Raw genomic sequence first — 17,530 nt, forward strand, 5'->3', positions numbered from 1 at the left:
TTTCCGTTTCCCTACCCGACAAGGAGTCACCTGCGACCGATGCACGCGATCTGCCTCGGCCTCCTCCTCTTCGCACTCACCCCTCACGCCAGGGCGCAGAGCGATCTGCCGGGTCCCTTTCCGTTGCCGGCGCCGGTGCATGCCGTCGTGACTACTCGCAGCGCCGACGGCCAGCCGATCCTGGGCATTCTGCACGGTGGAGGCCTTGATGCGCAGGGACATCTGCGGGGTGCCGCCGTGGCTCTGGCCACTCCAACCGGCACGGTGCTGTGGGATGGCTTCAACCGAGGTCTCCACCCCTGGCATCTGTGCTCTGGCCGTTTCGCGGGCAAGGACGTGCTGCTAGTCGGCGTGCGCAAGACCGCGCCCTTCGACCCGCAGGAAGCGCCTCGTCCCTTCTTGTATACGGTCAAGCCCGGAGGCGCAGGCCTTAGCAAGGTCTGGCTTGGCACTTCCCTTGCCCGTCCCCTGTTCGCGCTCGACCTGGCCGACCTGGATGCCCGCGGCGAGGATGAACTGGTGGCGCTGGAGTACGGTCCCACCGGGCGTCTCTCTGTGGCTGCGTACCGCTGGCGTGGCTTCGGCGTCGAGGGGATTGCGCGTTCTGAGGAGATCGACGGCGCCTGCGAACTGGCGTGTGAGGACGTCTCGGCGAGCCCCGGCAAGGAGGCTGTCGTGCGGACCGCCAGGGGCGGCCGCTATACCTTCCTCGCATACCAGCTACAGGGCGAAGAGCTAACCGTGGTTGCGCGAGTGGCCGTAACGGTCGGGGAAGGGCCGGTCCAGTGGCGCCTCGTCGCTCGCAGCGAGACCGACCCCGGTGGTATCCTGATTCAGCGAGGCGCTGTGCAGCGCCTGCTCCGTTTTGTATCACCCTCGTAGAACCAAGGTCCGCACACGCGAAGGACCTGCCGTCCCTGGAGCGGCAGGTCCCTGTCACACTTTCGTCTCTCCGGTATCCTACCCAGCGCCGTCGTACTAGCGCCGGGGTGCAGGCCGTGGTACAGTCCCTTGCCCGCCCTGACCGGGGGGCGGTGTCGGACTGCCTCACGTGCCGCCCGAAGTGGAGGTTGAGGCTCCGATCCCACTCGCAGCCTGTAGGGCCCTGGCGCGTTCCGTCTGTGCAGCGTCCTGCCAGGCAAGTGCAACCGCCAGCAGGACGAAGGCCAGCACGAGGACCAGGACAATCAGGGCTCGGCGGTCCTCCACAGCACTCCGTCCACCACGCGTTGCGTGCGGAGGGTTTGTGGCGGAGGAGAAGGGCAGCGCGGACGCGCCACACTTGGCGCAGACCGCGTCACCCGGTCGGATTGTCTCACCACACTTGTCGCATCTCATCGCGTCACCTCCCCGCCCTCCACGCGCAGTGGATGTCCAGTGCCCGGCTGAACACCAGCACCTCTGCCTCGCCGCACATCGTGCCTTGCTGTCCTATTGGACGTCGCCCGACGGACTCCTGCTTTCTGCGACCCGGCCGAGGCGCTCTGCAGCATGTTCACCGGCAAGGTAGCCCGTCGTGAAGGCCGCCTGCAGGTTGTAGCCGCCCGTGTCCGCGTCCAGGTCGAGCACTTCGCCGCACAGGAACAGGCCGGGGGCAATCCGCGACTCCATCCTACGCGGGTCCACTTCCTTCAGTGAGACTCCACCTGCGGTCACGATCGCCGCCGCAATCGGTAGCGGACGCTGGATGTTGAACCGCAGCGACTTGAGCTGCTGCAGGATCCGTTCTCGTTCGGCCGCCGTGATCTGGTGCCCGGGCTTGTCGCCAGGAAGGCCGAGCAGTCCCAGCAGTGGCTCGATCATACTGTGGGGGACGAGTTCGGCCAGCAGGCGCCGCAGAGTCCTCCGACTGAACTGGTCGAAGTCACGCTGCAGCCGCTGCCGAAGCTGCACCGGGTCCAGGGCCGGCTTCAGATCGATCGAGACGCTCACCGGGCCCTCTGCCAGCGCATCGGCGACCGCCAAGCTCATGAGCAGCGTCACCGGGCCGCCAATCCCGAAGTGCGTCAGCATCATCTCCCCCATCCGGCTCTCGATCACCGCTCCCCTGGGGCGCCTTCCGGGGATGCCGCGTCCGCAGTCGGCAGTCGGCGTCTGGCTGACGTCGATCTGCTCGGCCCGACCCCGGAAGGCCGTCAGTCGCACATTGCGCAGACTGAGGCCTTGCATCGACTTGGCCAGCGCCACTTCCTCCACCGCCAACGGCACGAGCGCGGGTCGCAAGGGCGCCACCCTGTGTCCAAGGCTCTCGGCGAAGCGGTAGCCGTCGCCGGTCGAGCCAGTGCCTGGATAGGAGGCACCGCCGGTGGCAAGGATGACCGTCTGAGCCTGCAGGCTCCGGGCACCGGTCTGCAACTCGAAGGCCGCAGGTGCGGGACGGTCCTTCCCGCCTTCCTCCTCAGACCCGAGAGCGCGGATGCCCGTCACTGACACGTCCGTGCGTAGGGTGACGTGGCCGGCTTGCAGGTACCTTTGTAGTGCCGCAACCACGTCGGTGGCGTCGTCGGAGACGGGGAACACCCTTCCGCCACGCTCCGACTTGGTCTCGAGTCCATGCCGCTGGAGCAGCTCAAGGAGGCCGTCGCGGAAGAACCGCCGGAAGGGTCCCTGGAGGAACCGACCATTGGGACCGTAGGCCTGCAGGAAGGTCTCCAGGGCCGCAGTGTTGGTGAGGTTGCAGCGGGTCTTGCCGCTGATGAGGATCTTGCTGCCCAGTCGCGGCATCTTCTCCAGCAGCAGCACGTGTGCCCCTAACTCGGCAGCGCGCCCGGCGGCGATCATCCCGGCAGCGCCGCCGCCAACCACGACCACCTCCCACGGACGGCCAACCGGTGGCTCCTTCTCCCTGACTGACGGCCTGCGTGAAGTACCGGGGGCAGGCCGGTGGGCCTGCCCCTTTGATTTCCGCGGACGCCGACGATCTGGCGGTCCGGAGGGTCTGCGTCTTGTCGTATCCATAGAGACTCCAGAAGCAGCACCTAGGCTGCCAGAACCCTTACGGCACCACGAAGCTGCCGGTCCAGGCGGGCATCGCCGGGGCCTTCCCGGCGCCAAGCATCTCGATCCACTTCTCGTCGGTGAGACGATCGCTCACCGGCCACTTGAACTCATAGTACGACATCACGCCGCCTTTGGCCAACTGAAGCCCGCCCCTGGGTCGCGGCACAACCACATAGATCCGCTGAGCCCTGCCGACGCCGACTTCAAGACAGCTATCGAAGCTCGTGTGAACATCGGCGATTGTCGCCATCTCACGGTCGGCCTCATTCTGGATCTGGAACCAGTTACTCATGCCCTGACCGCCCTCGATGACATCGAGAGTGAGCCGCTCCAGCTCTCCCCCAAAGAACTGGATGCGCGCGTACTCCTCCTTGGTCAGAGCCTGGTTCTGCAACTCCTTCTCGGCACAGGTCTTCAGGAACATCAGTGTGTCCTCGAAGCGGCCGTAGGCCTCCGACAGGTTGTCGGGAAGCAGTTCCCGCTGTTTGAGCCCGTCGCGGGAGAGCGCCGCCAGATACGCCAGACGACCGAACACCTCCGGGTAGGGCTCCACGTACCCTTCCACCATGGTCGGTTCAGCGGCCCCAAGCTCCGCACCCGAAGGCTTGCCATACAGGATCGTGTCGTGTCGGAGCTGCGCCCAACTGCCCTGTGCCGTCACTAGCTCCTTATCGAGCCAGGCAGAGCTGCGCATGAAGGTTGGGTAGCCCTCGCCCTTCTCGGCAAACAGTGGCTGCAGCGAGTGCAGCCAGCCCCAGTACAGGGTCGACCACCACTTGGACTCCGGCGTCTCGGCGAACTCCTGCTTCAGCGCCTCAAGCTGCTGTGTGTACCGATCGTACCGGTTCTGCTTGAAGGTCTCCACCAACAACTGGCGCGCCCTTCCGGAGCCAAGGACGGCCATCACATCCAGCCCCATCGGCCAGTAGCGAGGGTCGTCATCGGAGGAGACGGCGGGCCACACCAGCTTCTGCATCGCGTAGGAGTCGGGGATGAACCGCTGGCCCATAACCCGGAACTCGCGACCCTGGGGCGGTGCCGCGATCTGCTCGAGGTTGCCCGCACTATCCGCCTCAAGGAAGGCCGGCGCAATTCGAGGAGCCGGGAGCTTCGTCCGAGCCTCGGCCAGGAAAGTGTCTAGCTTCGCCCGATTTGCCAGAGCCGTGAGCGGCACTGCCTTGCCGAAGACCTGTCCGGCGATCGGCAGGTAATCGCGCCAGGTAAGGTCGTCGGCTCCGCCGACACAGAAGTTGGTCGGCTCGTAGATCCGGTCCCAGAGACCGGCTCCCCACTCGTTCGCACCCATCATCCGAGTGATGAGCAAGGCCTGCAGCGTGTGTACCCTTGCCAGGTTCTCGTTGTCGCGCAGCGGGTCCAGAGTGAACCCGAGGGTGCCGTACCACATCATACCCTTGAAGTACTTCCCGAGGGCCTCGCCCCGAGTGTAGTGCCCTCGCGGAACGAACTGGTCGTAATGCACCGTCCGCTGCATCAACTCCGAAGGCGCACGACCCGCATGGGCGGCTATCTTCGGCAGCTCAGCCTTGGCCCAGGCAATCACTTCGGCCTTCCGTGGCACCTCGGCGCTGACCCCGGGTTCCTGACCCGTCAGCAGGTTCCGAGCCACCAGGAAGTAGGCCAGATTCCGAGCCGCGGCATCCTGGAGCATCCCCGGCGGCGCCTGCTGCAGATCGCGCACCGCCAGTCCAGCACAGAGCTGCGTCAGCTCCGTGGCATACTTGATCAGATAGCCCTTCTCAATCGTACGCAGGCTGAAGTCAAAGAAGATGTGGTAGGCCTGCAGGACCGAATCGACGGTGATGAAGTTCGGCATCGGTCCCTTGTCAGAGTCGTCACCATACTCCTCGTACAGCAGGAACATCTGCTCAGCCTCGTCCGGGATCACGACGAAACCCCGGCGCGCGAGAGCCTCCCGCTGAGCCGTCGAAAGCTGCGAGGCCTTATCGAGGTCACGCACCCCGGTAAGGTCCGCCGGGATCGCGTAGCCCGCCACCTTCGGGGTCACTTTGGACTCGTAGCGACCAGGCAACGCAGCGTGACAGAGGCTGGTAAGGACACAACACAATGCGGCCAGGGACAGACCTCGCATGGCGTTCTCCCTCCTGAGACGGGTACGGGACCACCCTCGTGGAAAGCTGGAGACTACCGACACACTGGGTTACCTATTCGACGCAGACGCCGCTATGCCTGCCAGGAACCGGGCACAGTGTTGCCGCCGAGGTGCCCCGATGCGCGGGCACCCGGGACCCTTCGCAGGGCGCGGCTAGACGTCGTCCGAGGACATGGGCGGGGTGTTGATGCGCGGCGTCTCGCGACTGTAGTCGTAGTAGTAGTAATAGTAGTAGTAGTCGCTGGCGCTCAGACGCAGCTTGTTGAGGATGACGCCAAGGATGTTGCCGCGAGCATTCGTGATGAGCCGAATAGCCTCGCTAAAGGCCTCGCGGGTAACCTGCCCGGCCTCGGCGACCAGAATCGTCCGGTCGATCTTGGAGGACAGGATCACGGCGTCAGTGAGGACGATCGCAGGAGGCGAGTCGAAGATGACCACGTCGGCGTGGTTCGCCAGTTCGTCGATGAGGCGCTGCATCGCAGCCGAGTCCAGCATCTCGGCCGGATTCGGCGGCAGTGGACCGCTGGCAACGAGACGCAGCCCCTCAACGTGCGTATCCTGAACCACATCGTCGATGGTCGACTCCCCGACGAGGATGTTGGTCAGACCGCGCGTCGACTCACAGTGGAATAGCCGGTGCAGCGATGGACGTCGCAGGTCGGTGTCCACCAGCAGCACGCTCTGGCCGGCTTGCGCGAAGACCACGGCGAGATTGGCCGCCGTCGCACTCTTGCCTTCACCCGCACCGGCGCTGGTCACAAGGAATCGGCGTGCAGGCTCATCCAGCAGCGAGAAGTTGATGTTGGACCGTAAGGTCCGGTACGCTTCAGCAGGTGGACTTTTCGGGGCAATGATGGTGATGAGGTCCTCGGCGCCCGTCTCCAGCAGCGGCACCATACCCAGGAAGGTAGTGTCGGTCTCACGCGTGATGTCCTCGGGTGCGTGAATGGTATCGTCCAGGGCCTCCAGCACCAGCGCAAGGGCAATCCCGGTCACGAGACCCAGGACGCCCGCGAAGAGCAGACCTCGGCTTACGGAGGGGCTCACGGAGGTCGCTCGGGCAGCGCTGTCCAAGATCATCGCCGTACCGCCCTTGGCCTCCTCCTGCAGCCGCTTGGACTCCAGTTCGCGCAAGACACGGGCTCGCGTCTCAGTCAGCAGCTCGGCGCGCGACTTGAGCTCCTCCATTCGGGCCAGGCGATTCGGGAGCCGGGAAGCCTCGACCTTCGCCTTGGCCAGGGACTGCTGCAGCGCCGACACACGACCCATCAGGTCCGCCTCGCGAGCCACGAGAGCGTCGCGCTGCTGAGCGAAGGTCGTTGAGCCGGCACCCATCGTCCCAAAGGGAACCTGTATGGTGGCGGGCCCCGCCGCAATCTGCGACTTCAGCGAAGCCACCCGTTCCTCAAGCGTACGAACAGCCGGATGCGACTCCTGGTACCGAGTGCGCAACTCGGCAAGCGCAATCTCGGCGCCGATGAGCTGCTGACGCAGGGCGCCAATCGTGGGGTTCGGAATCGTCTGCGTGCCCTTGCCCGCGCTCCTTGCCCTGTTCACCATGCCGTCGACCGCCTGGACCTGGGCACGCGTGGCAGCCAGTTCAGCCTCGGCGGAGGCGATGCTGCCCTCGACCATGCTGAGCGTCTGCGCGGTGCGCTCAGCCCCGGCATCCGCCGTGAAGACCCCCGTCATGTTCTGGAAGGCGGTGATGTCTTGCTGAGCCTGCCGGAGTTGGTCCTCGGTCTTGCGCAGCGTCTCTTCGAGGTACTCACGAGCCCGGCGATCCTGCTCCTGCCGGAAGTCGGTGTTCATCAGCAGGAACTGCTGGGCGGCCTCATTGGCAAAAGCGATGGCGTTTCTCTCACTGGAGGAACTGGCGCCAACGCGAATCCGGTCCGGCGGCATCGGGGTCGCGGTGAGCGCCGTCTGAACCTCGGCCATGTCAGTGACTATGCGCTCGCCGGACTTCTTGTCCTTGAGTGCCACAGCCACTTTCCCGGCCAGTTCGCCGCTGGTGACCATGCTCGCCTGCGTCTCAAGCGCGAGCTGATCTCCGCCGGCGACTCCCGCATTGGGATCCGTCAGCCAGACGACCCCGGCGGGCTTCTGGCGAACGAGGATGAGGCTACTGGCCTCGAAGGTCTTGGGGTAGGAGACTGCGTAGAGGCCGCCGATCAACATGGCGGCAAGACCGACGAGCACAATGAACCACTTCCGCTTCTGGAGAATTCGGAAGTAGTCCCGTGCATCGAAACGGGGCGTCGTGCTTTGCATGCAGATGAGTCCCCGTTAGTTCCCGTCGGTCAGGGCGACCGCAGCGCTCTGAGGCGGCCTGCAAGCAGTCCAGAGCGCCAGAGGGTAATGCGTAGACCGGCACCAGGCCACAGGCATGCCGGCCGAAGACCTCTCCGTCGCTGCCAGGAGACGGCCCCGGCAGCGACAATCCAGCGGAAAGTATAGCAGCGCCCAGAGGGGGTGTCAATTCTGCAGCAAACGCGCCCTGCGGGCTGCACACGGGCTCAGGCCCCCGGTTGCCACGACCGAACATATCCCTCACGAACGACGCCGACACAAGCGCTCCTGGCGGACGAGGGTCGCCGCCGCCCTTCGAGAGCAGGGAAAGGGCCGCGGACTATTCGACTCCGCGGCCCCGTGCAGACCTTCAGTGCGCGACTGCGATTCAGCCGGCCCGACGTCGACGTCCCAGGAGGATCGCTGCCAGGCCAACGCCGAAGAGCGCCCAGGTTCCGGGCTCCGGTACGCACTCCGTGGCCGTATGCCAGCTGTCAATCGCGAAGAAGTCGTTCGCGGCGATGTTCACCAGCAGCGTGGCTTCTTCCCATTCCGGGTTCCGCATGATCTGGCCGTATCCGTCGTCTGCGAGCCAGCCGTCACTTTGCTGGATCGGTCCCGGGAAGGCATAGTAGAGCTTCTTGACCTCGAAGCCTGGCTGGGGCGTAAGGAGTATGTCGACGGCGGTGTTCTGAGTGCCCTGAAGCCAAATCAGCTCAGACCAGACGTCCTTCCTGAGGTTGTTTAGGGCGATGTTGTCCAAGTGCCAGGTCAGACTGATCTGCCGCGCAGTCCCGCTCCCCCTGTTGTCGAAGAAGAGGATGCCGGTACGGCTTGAGCCCAGCAGAAGATCGGTTGGCAGCCACGAGTACTCACCGTTGATCTGCAGCCAGTCCGAGGCGTACAGGGCGGCGTCGTGTGTCCCTTCGAGGCCGTAGTTCACGCCGGGTAGCAGATCGCGAGCGGAACCGTTCACTGGGTCGACCGGCCAGTTGCTTGGGTTGGTGGCGAAGTCGATCATCGCGTTGCGTTGATAGGGGAAGGCAGTGTACCAATCGTCGGCATGCGCGTAGGTCTCGGCTGCGTAGATGAAGGGCACGGCCCTTGCAGCGGGGCTGAGAAGCACGAGGAGCAACATCATGACGACGCACGGCGCGCGCCTTACCATCGGAGCTCTCCCTCTCACCCGGCAGACATGCGAGACCGATTGTCCTAATGCTACACGATAGCGGAACAACTAGCCATCACATATAGTATCACGCCAGACCATCTTCTGTCAATACCCACACGTCGAGGTACCACCTGCGGGGGTACGGTAACAAACCCCTGAAACGGCGCGGCTACGGGAAGGATTCCGTACCTCGGGCGGCGCATTGTGTGACGAAGAGCCCGCCACCCGGGAGGTACCCATGCAGTCCCGCCTGCGTATCGTTCTGATCCTCACCGTACTGGGAGGCGCTCTCGCCTTCCCCGTCGCAACTCAAGCGCAGACTGGCCCTGCTACCGTGGTGCTTGCTCCTGTCTCAGAGCGCCAGCTCACCGAGCCTGGTCTGGTGTCCCGTGAGCAGAGCGCTCGGTTCAGCTTTGGGCCCATTCCCTACTCCATCTCCTACCGCGTCCGCGTCGACAAGAACCGCAACGTCATCGTCCCTTCCGAGGGCTACCTCGGAATGCCGCTGCCGACCTCCTGCAACTGGTACGGCGGCGGTTTCCTCACGGTGACACTCAACGGCCAGGATATCGGCATGACACCGGCCGGCAGCGTGATCGTCTCACAGACGGGATCGCAAGCCATCCTCGACCTGGTCTGGCACCACGCGATCGCGACGGTGCGAGTCCGCTTTGTCGGACTGCCCGGGCGCGACCGGCTCTACTGCGAGATATCCTTTGACCCGAAGCAGGAGATCAAGTCCCTTGCCCTCGGTCTGCGCTGCTACCCGAGCTTCTTCACTTCCTGGTACAAGCGAGACGGTGCTCGTCTCATCCAGACGCCCACTGCTACGATCCGCCAGGGAGAAGCGGCCAAGCTCCCAGCTCGCGATCAGTGGTGGGCACTCTATTCCGACGACGTTTTCGACGTGGCCAAGGGCGAGGGTGAGGGGCCCTGCGCGATGATGTACCTACCCGGCCAGCCCTCCGAGGTCAACTATGCGCCGGGGAGCTATGCCGTGGACACCACCCTCGTCTACCCGGCCTCAACGCGCCAACTTCGCCTCGCCTTCTGGGACCTCAAGGGTTCCACCAATGCCGAGGCGTTGGCGCGCATGCAGGCCGAGGCAGAGACGACTCGGCAGGAGCTGGAGCAGACCGACTTCACTCCGGAGGTGGTCCGCTCCTTCGATGTGGCGGCGCTCCAGGCCGAAGTCGATCGCGCCCTGGCCTCACCGGAGATCCGCAGGACTCTTGGCAGCCGCCTCAGTGAGGTGGAAGCCTGGGTGACCCGCTATGGTCCTGCGCTCAGGCAGCGCGACGCCAATCCCGGCATCGAGGCCGAGGAAACCTTGCTGCAGTCGCTGCAGACCTACCAGTCCTTCATCTGGGAAGTGCGACTGGCCGAGCTACTCTCTGAGTTGTGATACTCTCGGGAAGCTTGCCTTGCCCCTGGAACCACGGGGCGAGGTGTCCCATCCCTGCAGGCAGTTCACGGGAATGGAGGCTCCATATGCACAAGCTTCATCTGATGGTGGCGGTCGTGGGTGCGCTGGCGACCTTTCCGGGCTGGTGCCAGGATGCGGTCGAGATCGAGGAGAACCACGCTCTCAGCCTCGACCTTCCCACACCGCACACCGACTGGGCTCAGCCCTACGCCGGCGGGAAGACCCGGGTGCTGTTCATCAGCAACGCTCGCGGTACTGAACCCCGCGAGGCCGTCGAGCTGATGCAGCGCTTCGACCTCGACCTGCAGAGCGTCTACTGGGCTCGGATCGTGGACACCACCAACGAGCAGTGGCACGGCGGCGAACTGGGCGAGAAGCGCCTTCTGCGCCTCCTCGCGCAGAAGTGGGACTGCTTCGTCTTCTTCCATATCCCCCTGACCAACATGAGCGCACAGCAGCAGTACCTGCTCCTCAAGGCGGTCACCGAGGGCGCCGGGCTGGTTCTCGTCGGCGTGGATGACAAACGTGTCCTCAAGCCGATCAACCAACTCAGGGAGATCCCGACCTTCCTGACTCCCGGGCCGGTCGGCGATGCCTTCCTCGTGGGCAAGGGTCGTGCACTCCGCCTTCCGCACAGACCGCAGATCGACTACTACGAAGGCTGGGAGACTGACTACGACTGCTGGCAGGAGCGCCTGGGACGCGCCGTCCTGTGGACCGCTCACAAGGACCCCGCAGCGGCCCTGGGTCTTGCGCTGTCCGAGCCGAAGCTGGATCGTGCCGCACAGGGCAAAGTAACCGTCAACCTGTCGGGCAGGCTGGTCGGCGAGAAGCCCATGCTGCATCTGTCTCTGCGTCGTGGGCCGGACGCTCCCTACCAGTTCCCGGTTCGCGAAATGGCACCCGGCACCCCGGTCGAGGTCGCCCTTCCGACACTTCCAGCAGGAACCTATCATGTCGACGCCAGGCTGATCAGTCAGGTGGGAGTCGAGGCCTGGGCCACCGTACCCTTTGAGGTCACCTCGGGGCGCACCGTGAAGGAGGTCGCTCTGCAGCAGACCTGGGGTGAAGTCGGTGACCACCTTCAGGGAGCAGTCTCACTGCAGGGGCGTCCTCTCGAAGGTGAGCTCCTGCGGATCCGGCTGCTTGACCCCGCCCGGCGCGAGTTGATGCGCAAGGACCTCCTGCCTTCACACGAGAAGGCCGAGTTCGACTTTGTGCTCCAGGACTGGATGCCGATGCTGGTCACGGTCGAGGCTCAGCTTCGTGACCGCACGGGCGAGGTCGCCGGCGCCTACCGCTACTTCAACGTCACCAGGCGCAACCGCGGGCACTTCAACTTCCTGATGTGGGACTTCCCCACCGACACTATGGCGCCCTACGTCCTCCGCAGCCTGGCCGACACCGGCGTTACCCTGATGCTGAACGGGAACCCGGCACCTCCCCTCACGCTGGCCGCCAACAACCTCAGCTACGTGCCCTACACGACCAGGGTCGTGTCCAAGCTCAATGCAGACGGTATCATGCAACCCTTCTGCTGGAACGACCCGAAGGCGGTGAAGGACCACGTCACGAAGCTGGCGGAGAAGTACCTGCCTTCCCGTCAGCATGGGGTTTTCGTCTACTCTCTGGGCGATGAAGTAGACACACGCGGCTGCTGTCTGTCGCCTTACTGCGCCGAGGCTTACCGGGCCTACCTCCAGGAGAGCTACGGCACGCTGGAGGCGCTCAACCGGTCCTGGGGCACTGCCTTCGCCGACTGGACCGAGGTCGGGTTGTCGAAGGCTGGCGACAACGAGGAGGCAAGCTCCCTCAACGCCAAGGACTACCCCCGCTGGTTCGACCGTCAGGCCTTCAAGTCATATAACATGGTTATGTTTTGCCAGAAGTACGCCCAGGCCTACTCCGCCATCGACCCCCAGGCCCGCACAGGCTTTGAGGGTGCTGGACGCTTCGAGGCCGGCGACGACCTTGACCTGATCGTCCGCGAGAACGCCTTCTGGTCGCCCTACCCGGGGACTGCCGACGAGGTGATCCGCTCGATCGCGCCGCCGGGGTACCCTCACTCGAACTGGATGGGCTACACGAAGGACGCAGACTCGCTGCTGTCCAAGTACTGGCGGATGGTCACACGGGGCATGGACTCCGTGTGGTGGTGGCGCTGGGACGGCATCGGGCGTTTCCGGGGTTGGCTGTCACCAGACCTGAGCCCCTGGCCGGCAGTGGATGACATCCTGCGCGACACCCAGATGATTCGTGACGGCCTCGGTGACCTGCTCCTGCAGAGCACCATGCTCGACGACGGGGTTGCGATGCTGTACTCATACCCTTCCACCTTCGCCCACAAGCTCGGCGACGGTGGTACTTTCGGCGGCTACGAGGCCACTCACTCGGCCACCCACCAGGCTCTGCGCGACAAGGGCCTGCAGTTTCGCTATGTCACCGACCGCATGCTCAGGCTGGGTGAGTTCGACGGTCGACGATACCAGGTGCTCCTCCTGACCCGGGCCGAGGCCATCGGCGACCGTGAAGCCGAGGTGATCCGGCAGTTCGTGGCCGACGGCGGCACGGTGATCGCCGACGTGCGCCCGGGCATCTACGACGACCACTGCAAGCCCCGGGCGGCAGGGGTCCTCGATGACCTGTTCGGCATCAAGCGAACCGCTTCGACACCAGCCACCAGGGCCGACGTGGAGGTGCCGGGGACCAAGCTCGCCGGCGTTCCGGTGGATACCTCGGTCAGCCTGGCCGACGGGACGGCGGCTGCCGTGGTCGGCGGAGCACCGGTGCTCATCTCCAAACAGTCCGGCAAGGGCAAGGCCATCCTGCTGAACTTCGTTCCGGCGACTGCGGCGACGTCCGCTAAGTCTGCCTCGGGCGTGGCTGACCTTCAGGCCAACTTCCTGGGACGTCTCCTGGAACAGGCCGGCGTCAAGCCGCTCATCAATCTGGCCGACGCAACCGGCAAGCCCGTGCGAGGTGTCGAGGTCGTTCGGTGGCGCGACCGGGGAATCCAGATCGTCGCCCTGTTCCGCGAGACTTCGGGCGGCTCACCGGAGACCGTTACGGTCAGCCTTCCCGGTGCTCGCTACGTGCATGACCTGCGCAACCACAAGACCTTCGGCCGGACGCGGACCTTCACCACTTCGGTCCTCCCCTGCCGTGCAAGCTTCTTTGCGCTCTGCGGCACCGAGATCCAGACGCCCGAAGTGCGTCTGGCCTCGAGCGCCGTTGAGCCCGGAACCGTTGTGAAGGCCAGTGTCACTGTGCCCGGCGCAGAGGGCTTCCATGCAGTCCGGATCCGTCTGAAGTCGGCGGGCACCGAGGCCAAGTGGGCCTCACAGATAGTGCTGGCCGACCGGGGCAACGCCACGGTGCAGATACCCATCGCCTACAACGATCCCGCCGGTACCTACGAGGTGAGTGCCGTCGATCTGTTCTCCAACCAGGCCACCGTGGCGCGCTTTGCGGTTCGGGAACCTGCCGACGCCAACCGGCCCTGACGATGGGAGGGAACATGGTGCGCACACTACCGCTGCTGGTTGCCCTTTTGGCTGTCAACCTGACATCCTGTGTCAGGGCACAAGACGCCTTGGACATCAAGGTATACCCCGCGACGAGAGCCGAGGGAACCATCCATGTCGACGGCGAACTCGCCGAGGCTGCCTGGGCTGCTGCGCCGCTGGTCAGCGGCTTCACGCAGTATGACAAGCCCACGCTCATGGAGGTGCAGACCTCCTTCCGGGTGCTCTACGACGACAACCGCCTGTACTTCGGGATCACCTGCGACGAGCCCCGGATGGACAAGCTCGTGCCCCTTGCCCACGGCAGGGATGCGAAGGAGATCTTCGGGAGCGAGGCCGTCGAGGTGTTCCTTGACCCGACCCACGACCACTCGCACTACTTCCAGTTCGGCGTCAACGCGGCAGGCAGTCTATTCGACGGCCGCGGCAATGACCCGTACTGGAACTCGAAGGCGGTCGCCAAGACCACGCTCGGGAATACGTCCTGGACCCTCGAGCTCGCCATTCCATGGGAGGACCTGGGCGTGCAGCCCAAACAGGGAGAGGTCATCGGCTTCAACGTGGACCGTGACCGCAACCTCCTGAACGCTCGGGAGTGGAGCAACTGGGCCCAACAGAACGCCAACTTCCACGACCCCGAGCGGTTTGCGCACCTGGTTCTGTCACCGACCGCCGAGCAACTCGGCAAGCTCGGACCGGAGCTGCGCAAAGGCGACCGACGCGGAGCGCTTCTGGTGTACGGCCAGGAGGGGTTCTCTCAGGGCAGCTATCGCGTGCTCGCGGAGGAGGCCCTGGCGAAGCTCGAAGCCTACGTGAAGGAGTTCGTGCGGCTGAGCACCCAGGAGACCGACGCGCTGACGCGAAAGGAACTGGAGACGCGGGCAGCTCAGTATCAGGCCGACCTTGCGCAGCTGGCGGAGGCGGTCCGTGGGCCGAAGGCCCTGGACGCAGCCGCCTGGGTCAAGACCGACCTTCGCATCTCACAGCTCATCCATAGCATGGAGTTGAGCATCTGGGACGCCCGACTGGCAGCGCTCCTGGCCGGAATCTAGGTCTGGGCGGCATCCGCCGGGTGTTTCCACTCCAGGACGCTTCAGAACGGAGGTAGCAAACCCTTGAAACGCTGGCAGTGCATCAATTGCGGATACGTCCACAAGGGCCCGGCGCCCCCCAAGGTGTGTCCTAGCTGCGGGGCCCCCTTCACCGCCTTCGTGGAGCTGGACCAGAACCCAAAGGCTCGCTTCCGCCGGATCCAGGTAGTCAGCCCACGCCCGCCGGGCTTCCGCTACGTGATCGTCGGCAACAGCTCGGCCGGACGCTCCGCCGCGCGGGCGATCCAGGCACTCGACCCAAAGGGGCATGTCACCGTCATCTCGGAGGAGCCGACGCCGCTGTACTACCGGCCGCTGCTGCCGGACTACATCGGCGGACTTGACCGCAAGAGCTTCTTCGAGATGGGCAAGGTCACTTTCGACGACTCGGGCCTGGAGCTGGTCTTGGGCGAGAAAGCGGAGCGCCTCGATCTGGAGGGCAAACAGGTCGTCTGCGCCGGAGGACGCACCTTCGCCTACGACGCCCTGCTCCTCGCGACCGGCTCGAACCCGCTGCAGGTTCCGTGGCCGGGCAGCGAGGCCGACGGCATCGCCTACTTCCGCACCTTCGCCGATGCTGAGCGAATCGCCGGTATGATGGCGAAGGCGACCCGGGCGGTCGTGGTCGGCGGCGGCTTACTGGGCCTCGAGTTCGTCCGCGCTTTCCTCGCCCGCGGCCTCAAGATCACACTACTGGTCCGCGAGAACCGCGTGGGATTCCCAGCCCTGGATGAGCAGGGCGGGCCGATTGTCCAGCAAGCTCTGCAGGACCTCGGCGTGGACCTCGCCCTCGAGGAGGAAGTCGACAGCTTCGAGTCCGCCCAGGGCCGTGTGACGGGCGTGAAGACCTCCAGGGGTCGGACGATCCCCTGTGATCTGGTCGGCGTCGCCATCGGCGTGAGACCCCGGATCGAGCTGGCCCGAGAAGCCGGGATCAGCACCGATCGGGGCATCCTCGTTGACGCCCACATGCAGACTTCAGCTCCCGGTGTGTATGCTGCCGGCGATGCCGCCCAGGCCTGGGATCGTGTCTGGGGTCAGCAGCGCGTCAACACCTCCTGGCACAACTCCCAGGAGCAGGGCGAGGCGGCCGGTATCGCCATGGCCGGAGGCGAAGGTGCCTATCCCGGCGCCGTCTCGGCGAACTACCAGTTGGCCGCCGGACTGCCCTTCTGCGCCCTCGGGATCGCCAGTCCGCCCGACCTAACAGGCTTTGAGTTTGAGCGGGACGCTGCCCTGGACAAGCGCACCTATCGCAAGGTTGTGCGCCGCTCCGGTCAGATCGTCGGAGCGGCGCTGATCGGAGACCTGAGCACCGCCGGGGAGATCGAAGAGCAGATCAAGGCGGCCGCCACGGCACCTCCCGAAGGGCCTGTGCCTGAGCCGCCTGCATCAGCCGTGAGCGCTCCAGCACCGACGTCGATACCCAGGGACAGCGGCCCTGAGGCGCCCAGTGAGAGGGGAACCGACATGAAGAAGATGACCGAGCAGTTCATGAAGGATGCCTTCGCCGGTGAGAGCCAGGCACACATGAAGTACCTCAACTTCGCCAAGAAGGCGGAGGAGGAGGGCAAGGCCAACGTCGCCCGGCTGTTCAAGGCCGCCTCCTACTCCGAGCAGGTCCACGCCTCGCGACACCTGTCCGTGATGGAGGGCATTGAGGGGACTGCCGAGAACCTGGCCGCTGCTGCCGGCGGCGAGGGCTTTGAGATTGACGAGATGTACCCGGCCTACATCGCCGTCGCCATCGAACAAGATGAGCCCGAAGCTCAGGAGAGCCTCAACCACGCGATGCAGACCGAGAAGGTGCACAGGGAGCTGTACACGCGGGCCAAGAAGGCCGTGGACGCCGGCGGTGACGCCAACCTCGCCGAGTTGTGGGTCTGCGACTTCTGCGGCTTCACCATGGAGGGCGAACCGCCGGACAAGTGCCCGCTGTGCGGCAACCTGAAGAGGAACTTCGTCAAGTTCTAGTGGTGGTTTCCGTCGACATCCGGTCGGAGGTCAAGGTGGGGTGATCACACCGACCCCGCAGCAGGCAATCAGGGACCTGAGCAGACTACCCGGCTTGTGGTGGCGTGTACTGCGGGCCGGGTACCTGCGTTTCGGGTTTGGCGGCGCCCCGCTTCTGGCAGCCGCTGTCTCCTTTTATGCGGTCATCTCCCTGGGGCCGCTGGTCCTGCTGATTGCCAGCCTCCTGCAGCTCATCCTCGGACCGGGAGGCAACAGCTACCAGTGGCTGCGCCAGGCCCTGAGCGATCTCGCCGGGAGCGCCGTCGATCAGATTCTGCCTGCCGTCGACGGTCTCCTGACGAACCCCGACGCCTACGTCGCCGGGGCGATCAGTCTGGCCATGGTCCTGTGGGGCGGTCATCGGCTGTTCGACACGATCGAGCGTTCGCTGACCGGTATCTGGCCCGGCGGCAGGTTCCGCGGCATTCTGCATCGCAAGCTCGTGTGCCTGACTGCCATGGCCGTCGCCTGCGTGCTTTTGGCGGCCTTCGTGGTGCTCGAGGCGGGTCTCGCGGCTGCAGCGGCCTGGTTGTCACGCTTCCCGCAAGTTGACCGGGCAGCCCTCACCGCTGCACGAACGCCGCTGGTGGTCGTAGGCGAGTTTCTCACCTGCGCCCTCGCCTTCGGGCTGCTCTACAAGTTCATGCCGGTCCAAAAGGTCCCGACCCGAGTTGCCGCTGTCGGAGCCCTCTGGGCTGCCGTGCTATGGGTCGCAGCCTCACCCCTCTTTGCCTTCTCCGTATCGCACACTTACCAGCGAGGTGCGCTCTACGGTGGCCTCGCGGGAGTGGTCGTCTTCAGCTTCTGGGCCCTTCTGGGTGCAGAGGTCCTGATGTTCGGCGCCCACTTCGCCCTCGCTTACGAACACGTCTTCGTCCTCCA

The 17,530-nt window shown here is 65.0% G+C and carries 11 protein-coding genes; 6 read left to right on the forward strand and 5 right to left on the reverse strand.

The genetic code is table 11. The features are described 5' to 3' along the window. Positions 1 to 39: 39 nt before the first annotated feature. Positions 40 to 882, forward strand: coding sequence for a hypothetical protein (locus tag ABFE16_09375; protein MEN6345508.1), 843 nt, complete (start codon positions 40 to 42; stop codon positions 880 to 882). Between the two features lie 165 nt (positions 883 to 1,047). Here the strand turns inward: ABFE16_09375 and ABFE16_09380 are convergent, their stop codons facing one another. The 5 genes from ABFE16_09380 to ABFE16_09400 all read right to left on the reverse strand — a co-directional run bounded on the left by ABFE16_09380 (position 1,048) and on the right by ABFE16_09400 (position 8,591). Beyond that, positions 1,048 to 1,338: a hypothetical protein gene (locus ABFE16_09380; protein ID MEN6345509.1), complete on the reverse strand. Its 291-nt coding sequence runs from the start codon at positions 1,336 to 1,338 to the stop codon at positions 1,048 to 1,050. A 93-nt stretch (positions 1,339 to 1,431) separates the two neighbouring features. Then, positions 1,432 to 2,805 carry an NAD(P)/FAD-dependent oxidoreductase gene (locus ABFE16_09385; GenBank protein ID MEN6345510.1) on the reverse strand — a complete coding sequence of 458 codons (1,374 nt, stop codon included), beginning with the start codon at positions 2,803 to 2,805 and terminating at the stop codon, positions 1,432 to 1,434. 190 nt (positions 2,806 to 2,995) lie between these two features. Continuing rightward, complete coding sequence (locus ABFE16_09390; GenBank protein MEN6345511.1) at positions 2,996 to 5,110, reverse strand: DUF3160 domain-containing protein; 2,115 nt, start codon at positions 5,108 to 5,110, stop codon at positions 2,996 to 2,998. Between the two features lie 174 nt (positions 5,111 to 5,284). After that, positions 5,285 to 7,405 carry a polysaccharide biosynthesis tyrosine autokinase gene (locus tag ABFE16_09395; GenBank protein ID MEN6345512.1) on the reverse strand — a complete coding sequence of 707 codons (2,121 nt, stop codon included), beginning with the start codon at positions 7,403 to 7,405 and terminating at the stop codon, positions 5,285 to 5,287. A gap of 406 nt (positions 7,406 to 7,811) precedes the next feature. Beyond that, on the reverse strand, positions 7,812 to 8,591 hold the full coding sequence (locus ABFE16_09400; GenBank protein MEN6345513.1) for a PEP-CTERM sorting domain-containing protein: 780 nt from the start codon (positions 8,589 to 8,591) through the stop codon (positions 7,812 to 7,814). Positions 8,592 to 8,832: 241 nt separating this feature from the next. Between ABFE16_09400 and ABFE16_09405 the strand changes: the two genes are divergently transcribed. From ABFE16_09405 to ABFE16_09425, 5 genes are all read left to right on the forward strand, one after another. Beyond that, positions 8,833 to 9,999 (forward strand): hypothetical protein, encoded by a 1,167-nt coding sequence (locus ABFE16_09405; protein ID MEN6345514.1) that lies wholly within the window; start codon positions 8,833 to 8,835, stop codon positions 9,997 to 9,999. 86 nt (positions 10,000 to 10,085) lie between these two features. Further along, positions 10,086 to 13,523: a beta-galactosidase gene (locus ABFE16_09410; protein MEN6345515.1), complete on the forward strand. Its 3,438-nt coding sequence runs from the start codon at positions 10,086 to 10,088 to the stop codon at positions 13,521 to 13,523. 14 nt (positions 13,524 to 13,537) lie between these two features. Continuing rightward, positions 13,538 to 14,596 carry a sugar-binding protein gene (locus ABFE16_09415; protein ID MEN6345516.1) on the forward strand — a complete coding sequence of 353 codons (1,059 nt, stop codon included), beginning with the start codon at positions 13,538 to 13,540 and terminating at the stop codon, positions 14,594 to 14,596. Between the two features lie 63 nt (positions 14,597 to 14,659). Next, complete coding sequence (locus ABFE16_09420) at positions 14,660 to 16,609, forward strand: FAD-dependent oxidoreductase (GenBank protein MEN6345517.1); 1,950 nt, start codon at positions 14,660 to 14,662, stop codon at positions 16,607 to 16,609. 40 nt (positions 16,610 to 16,649) lie between these two features. Next, positions 16,650 to 17,530: YihY/virulence factor BrkB family protein (locus tag ABFE16_09425; protein ID MEN6345518.1), on the forward strand; the 881-nt coding region annotated here is incomplete at its 3' end.

This window comes from Armatimonadia bacterium (assembly GCA_039679385.1).
In the GTDB taxonomy this organism is placed as follows: domain Bacteria; phylum Armatimonadota; class Zipacnadia; order Zipacnadales; family JABUFB01; genus JAJFTQ01.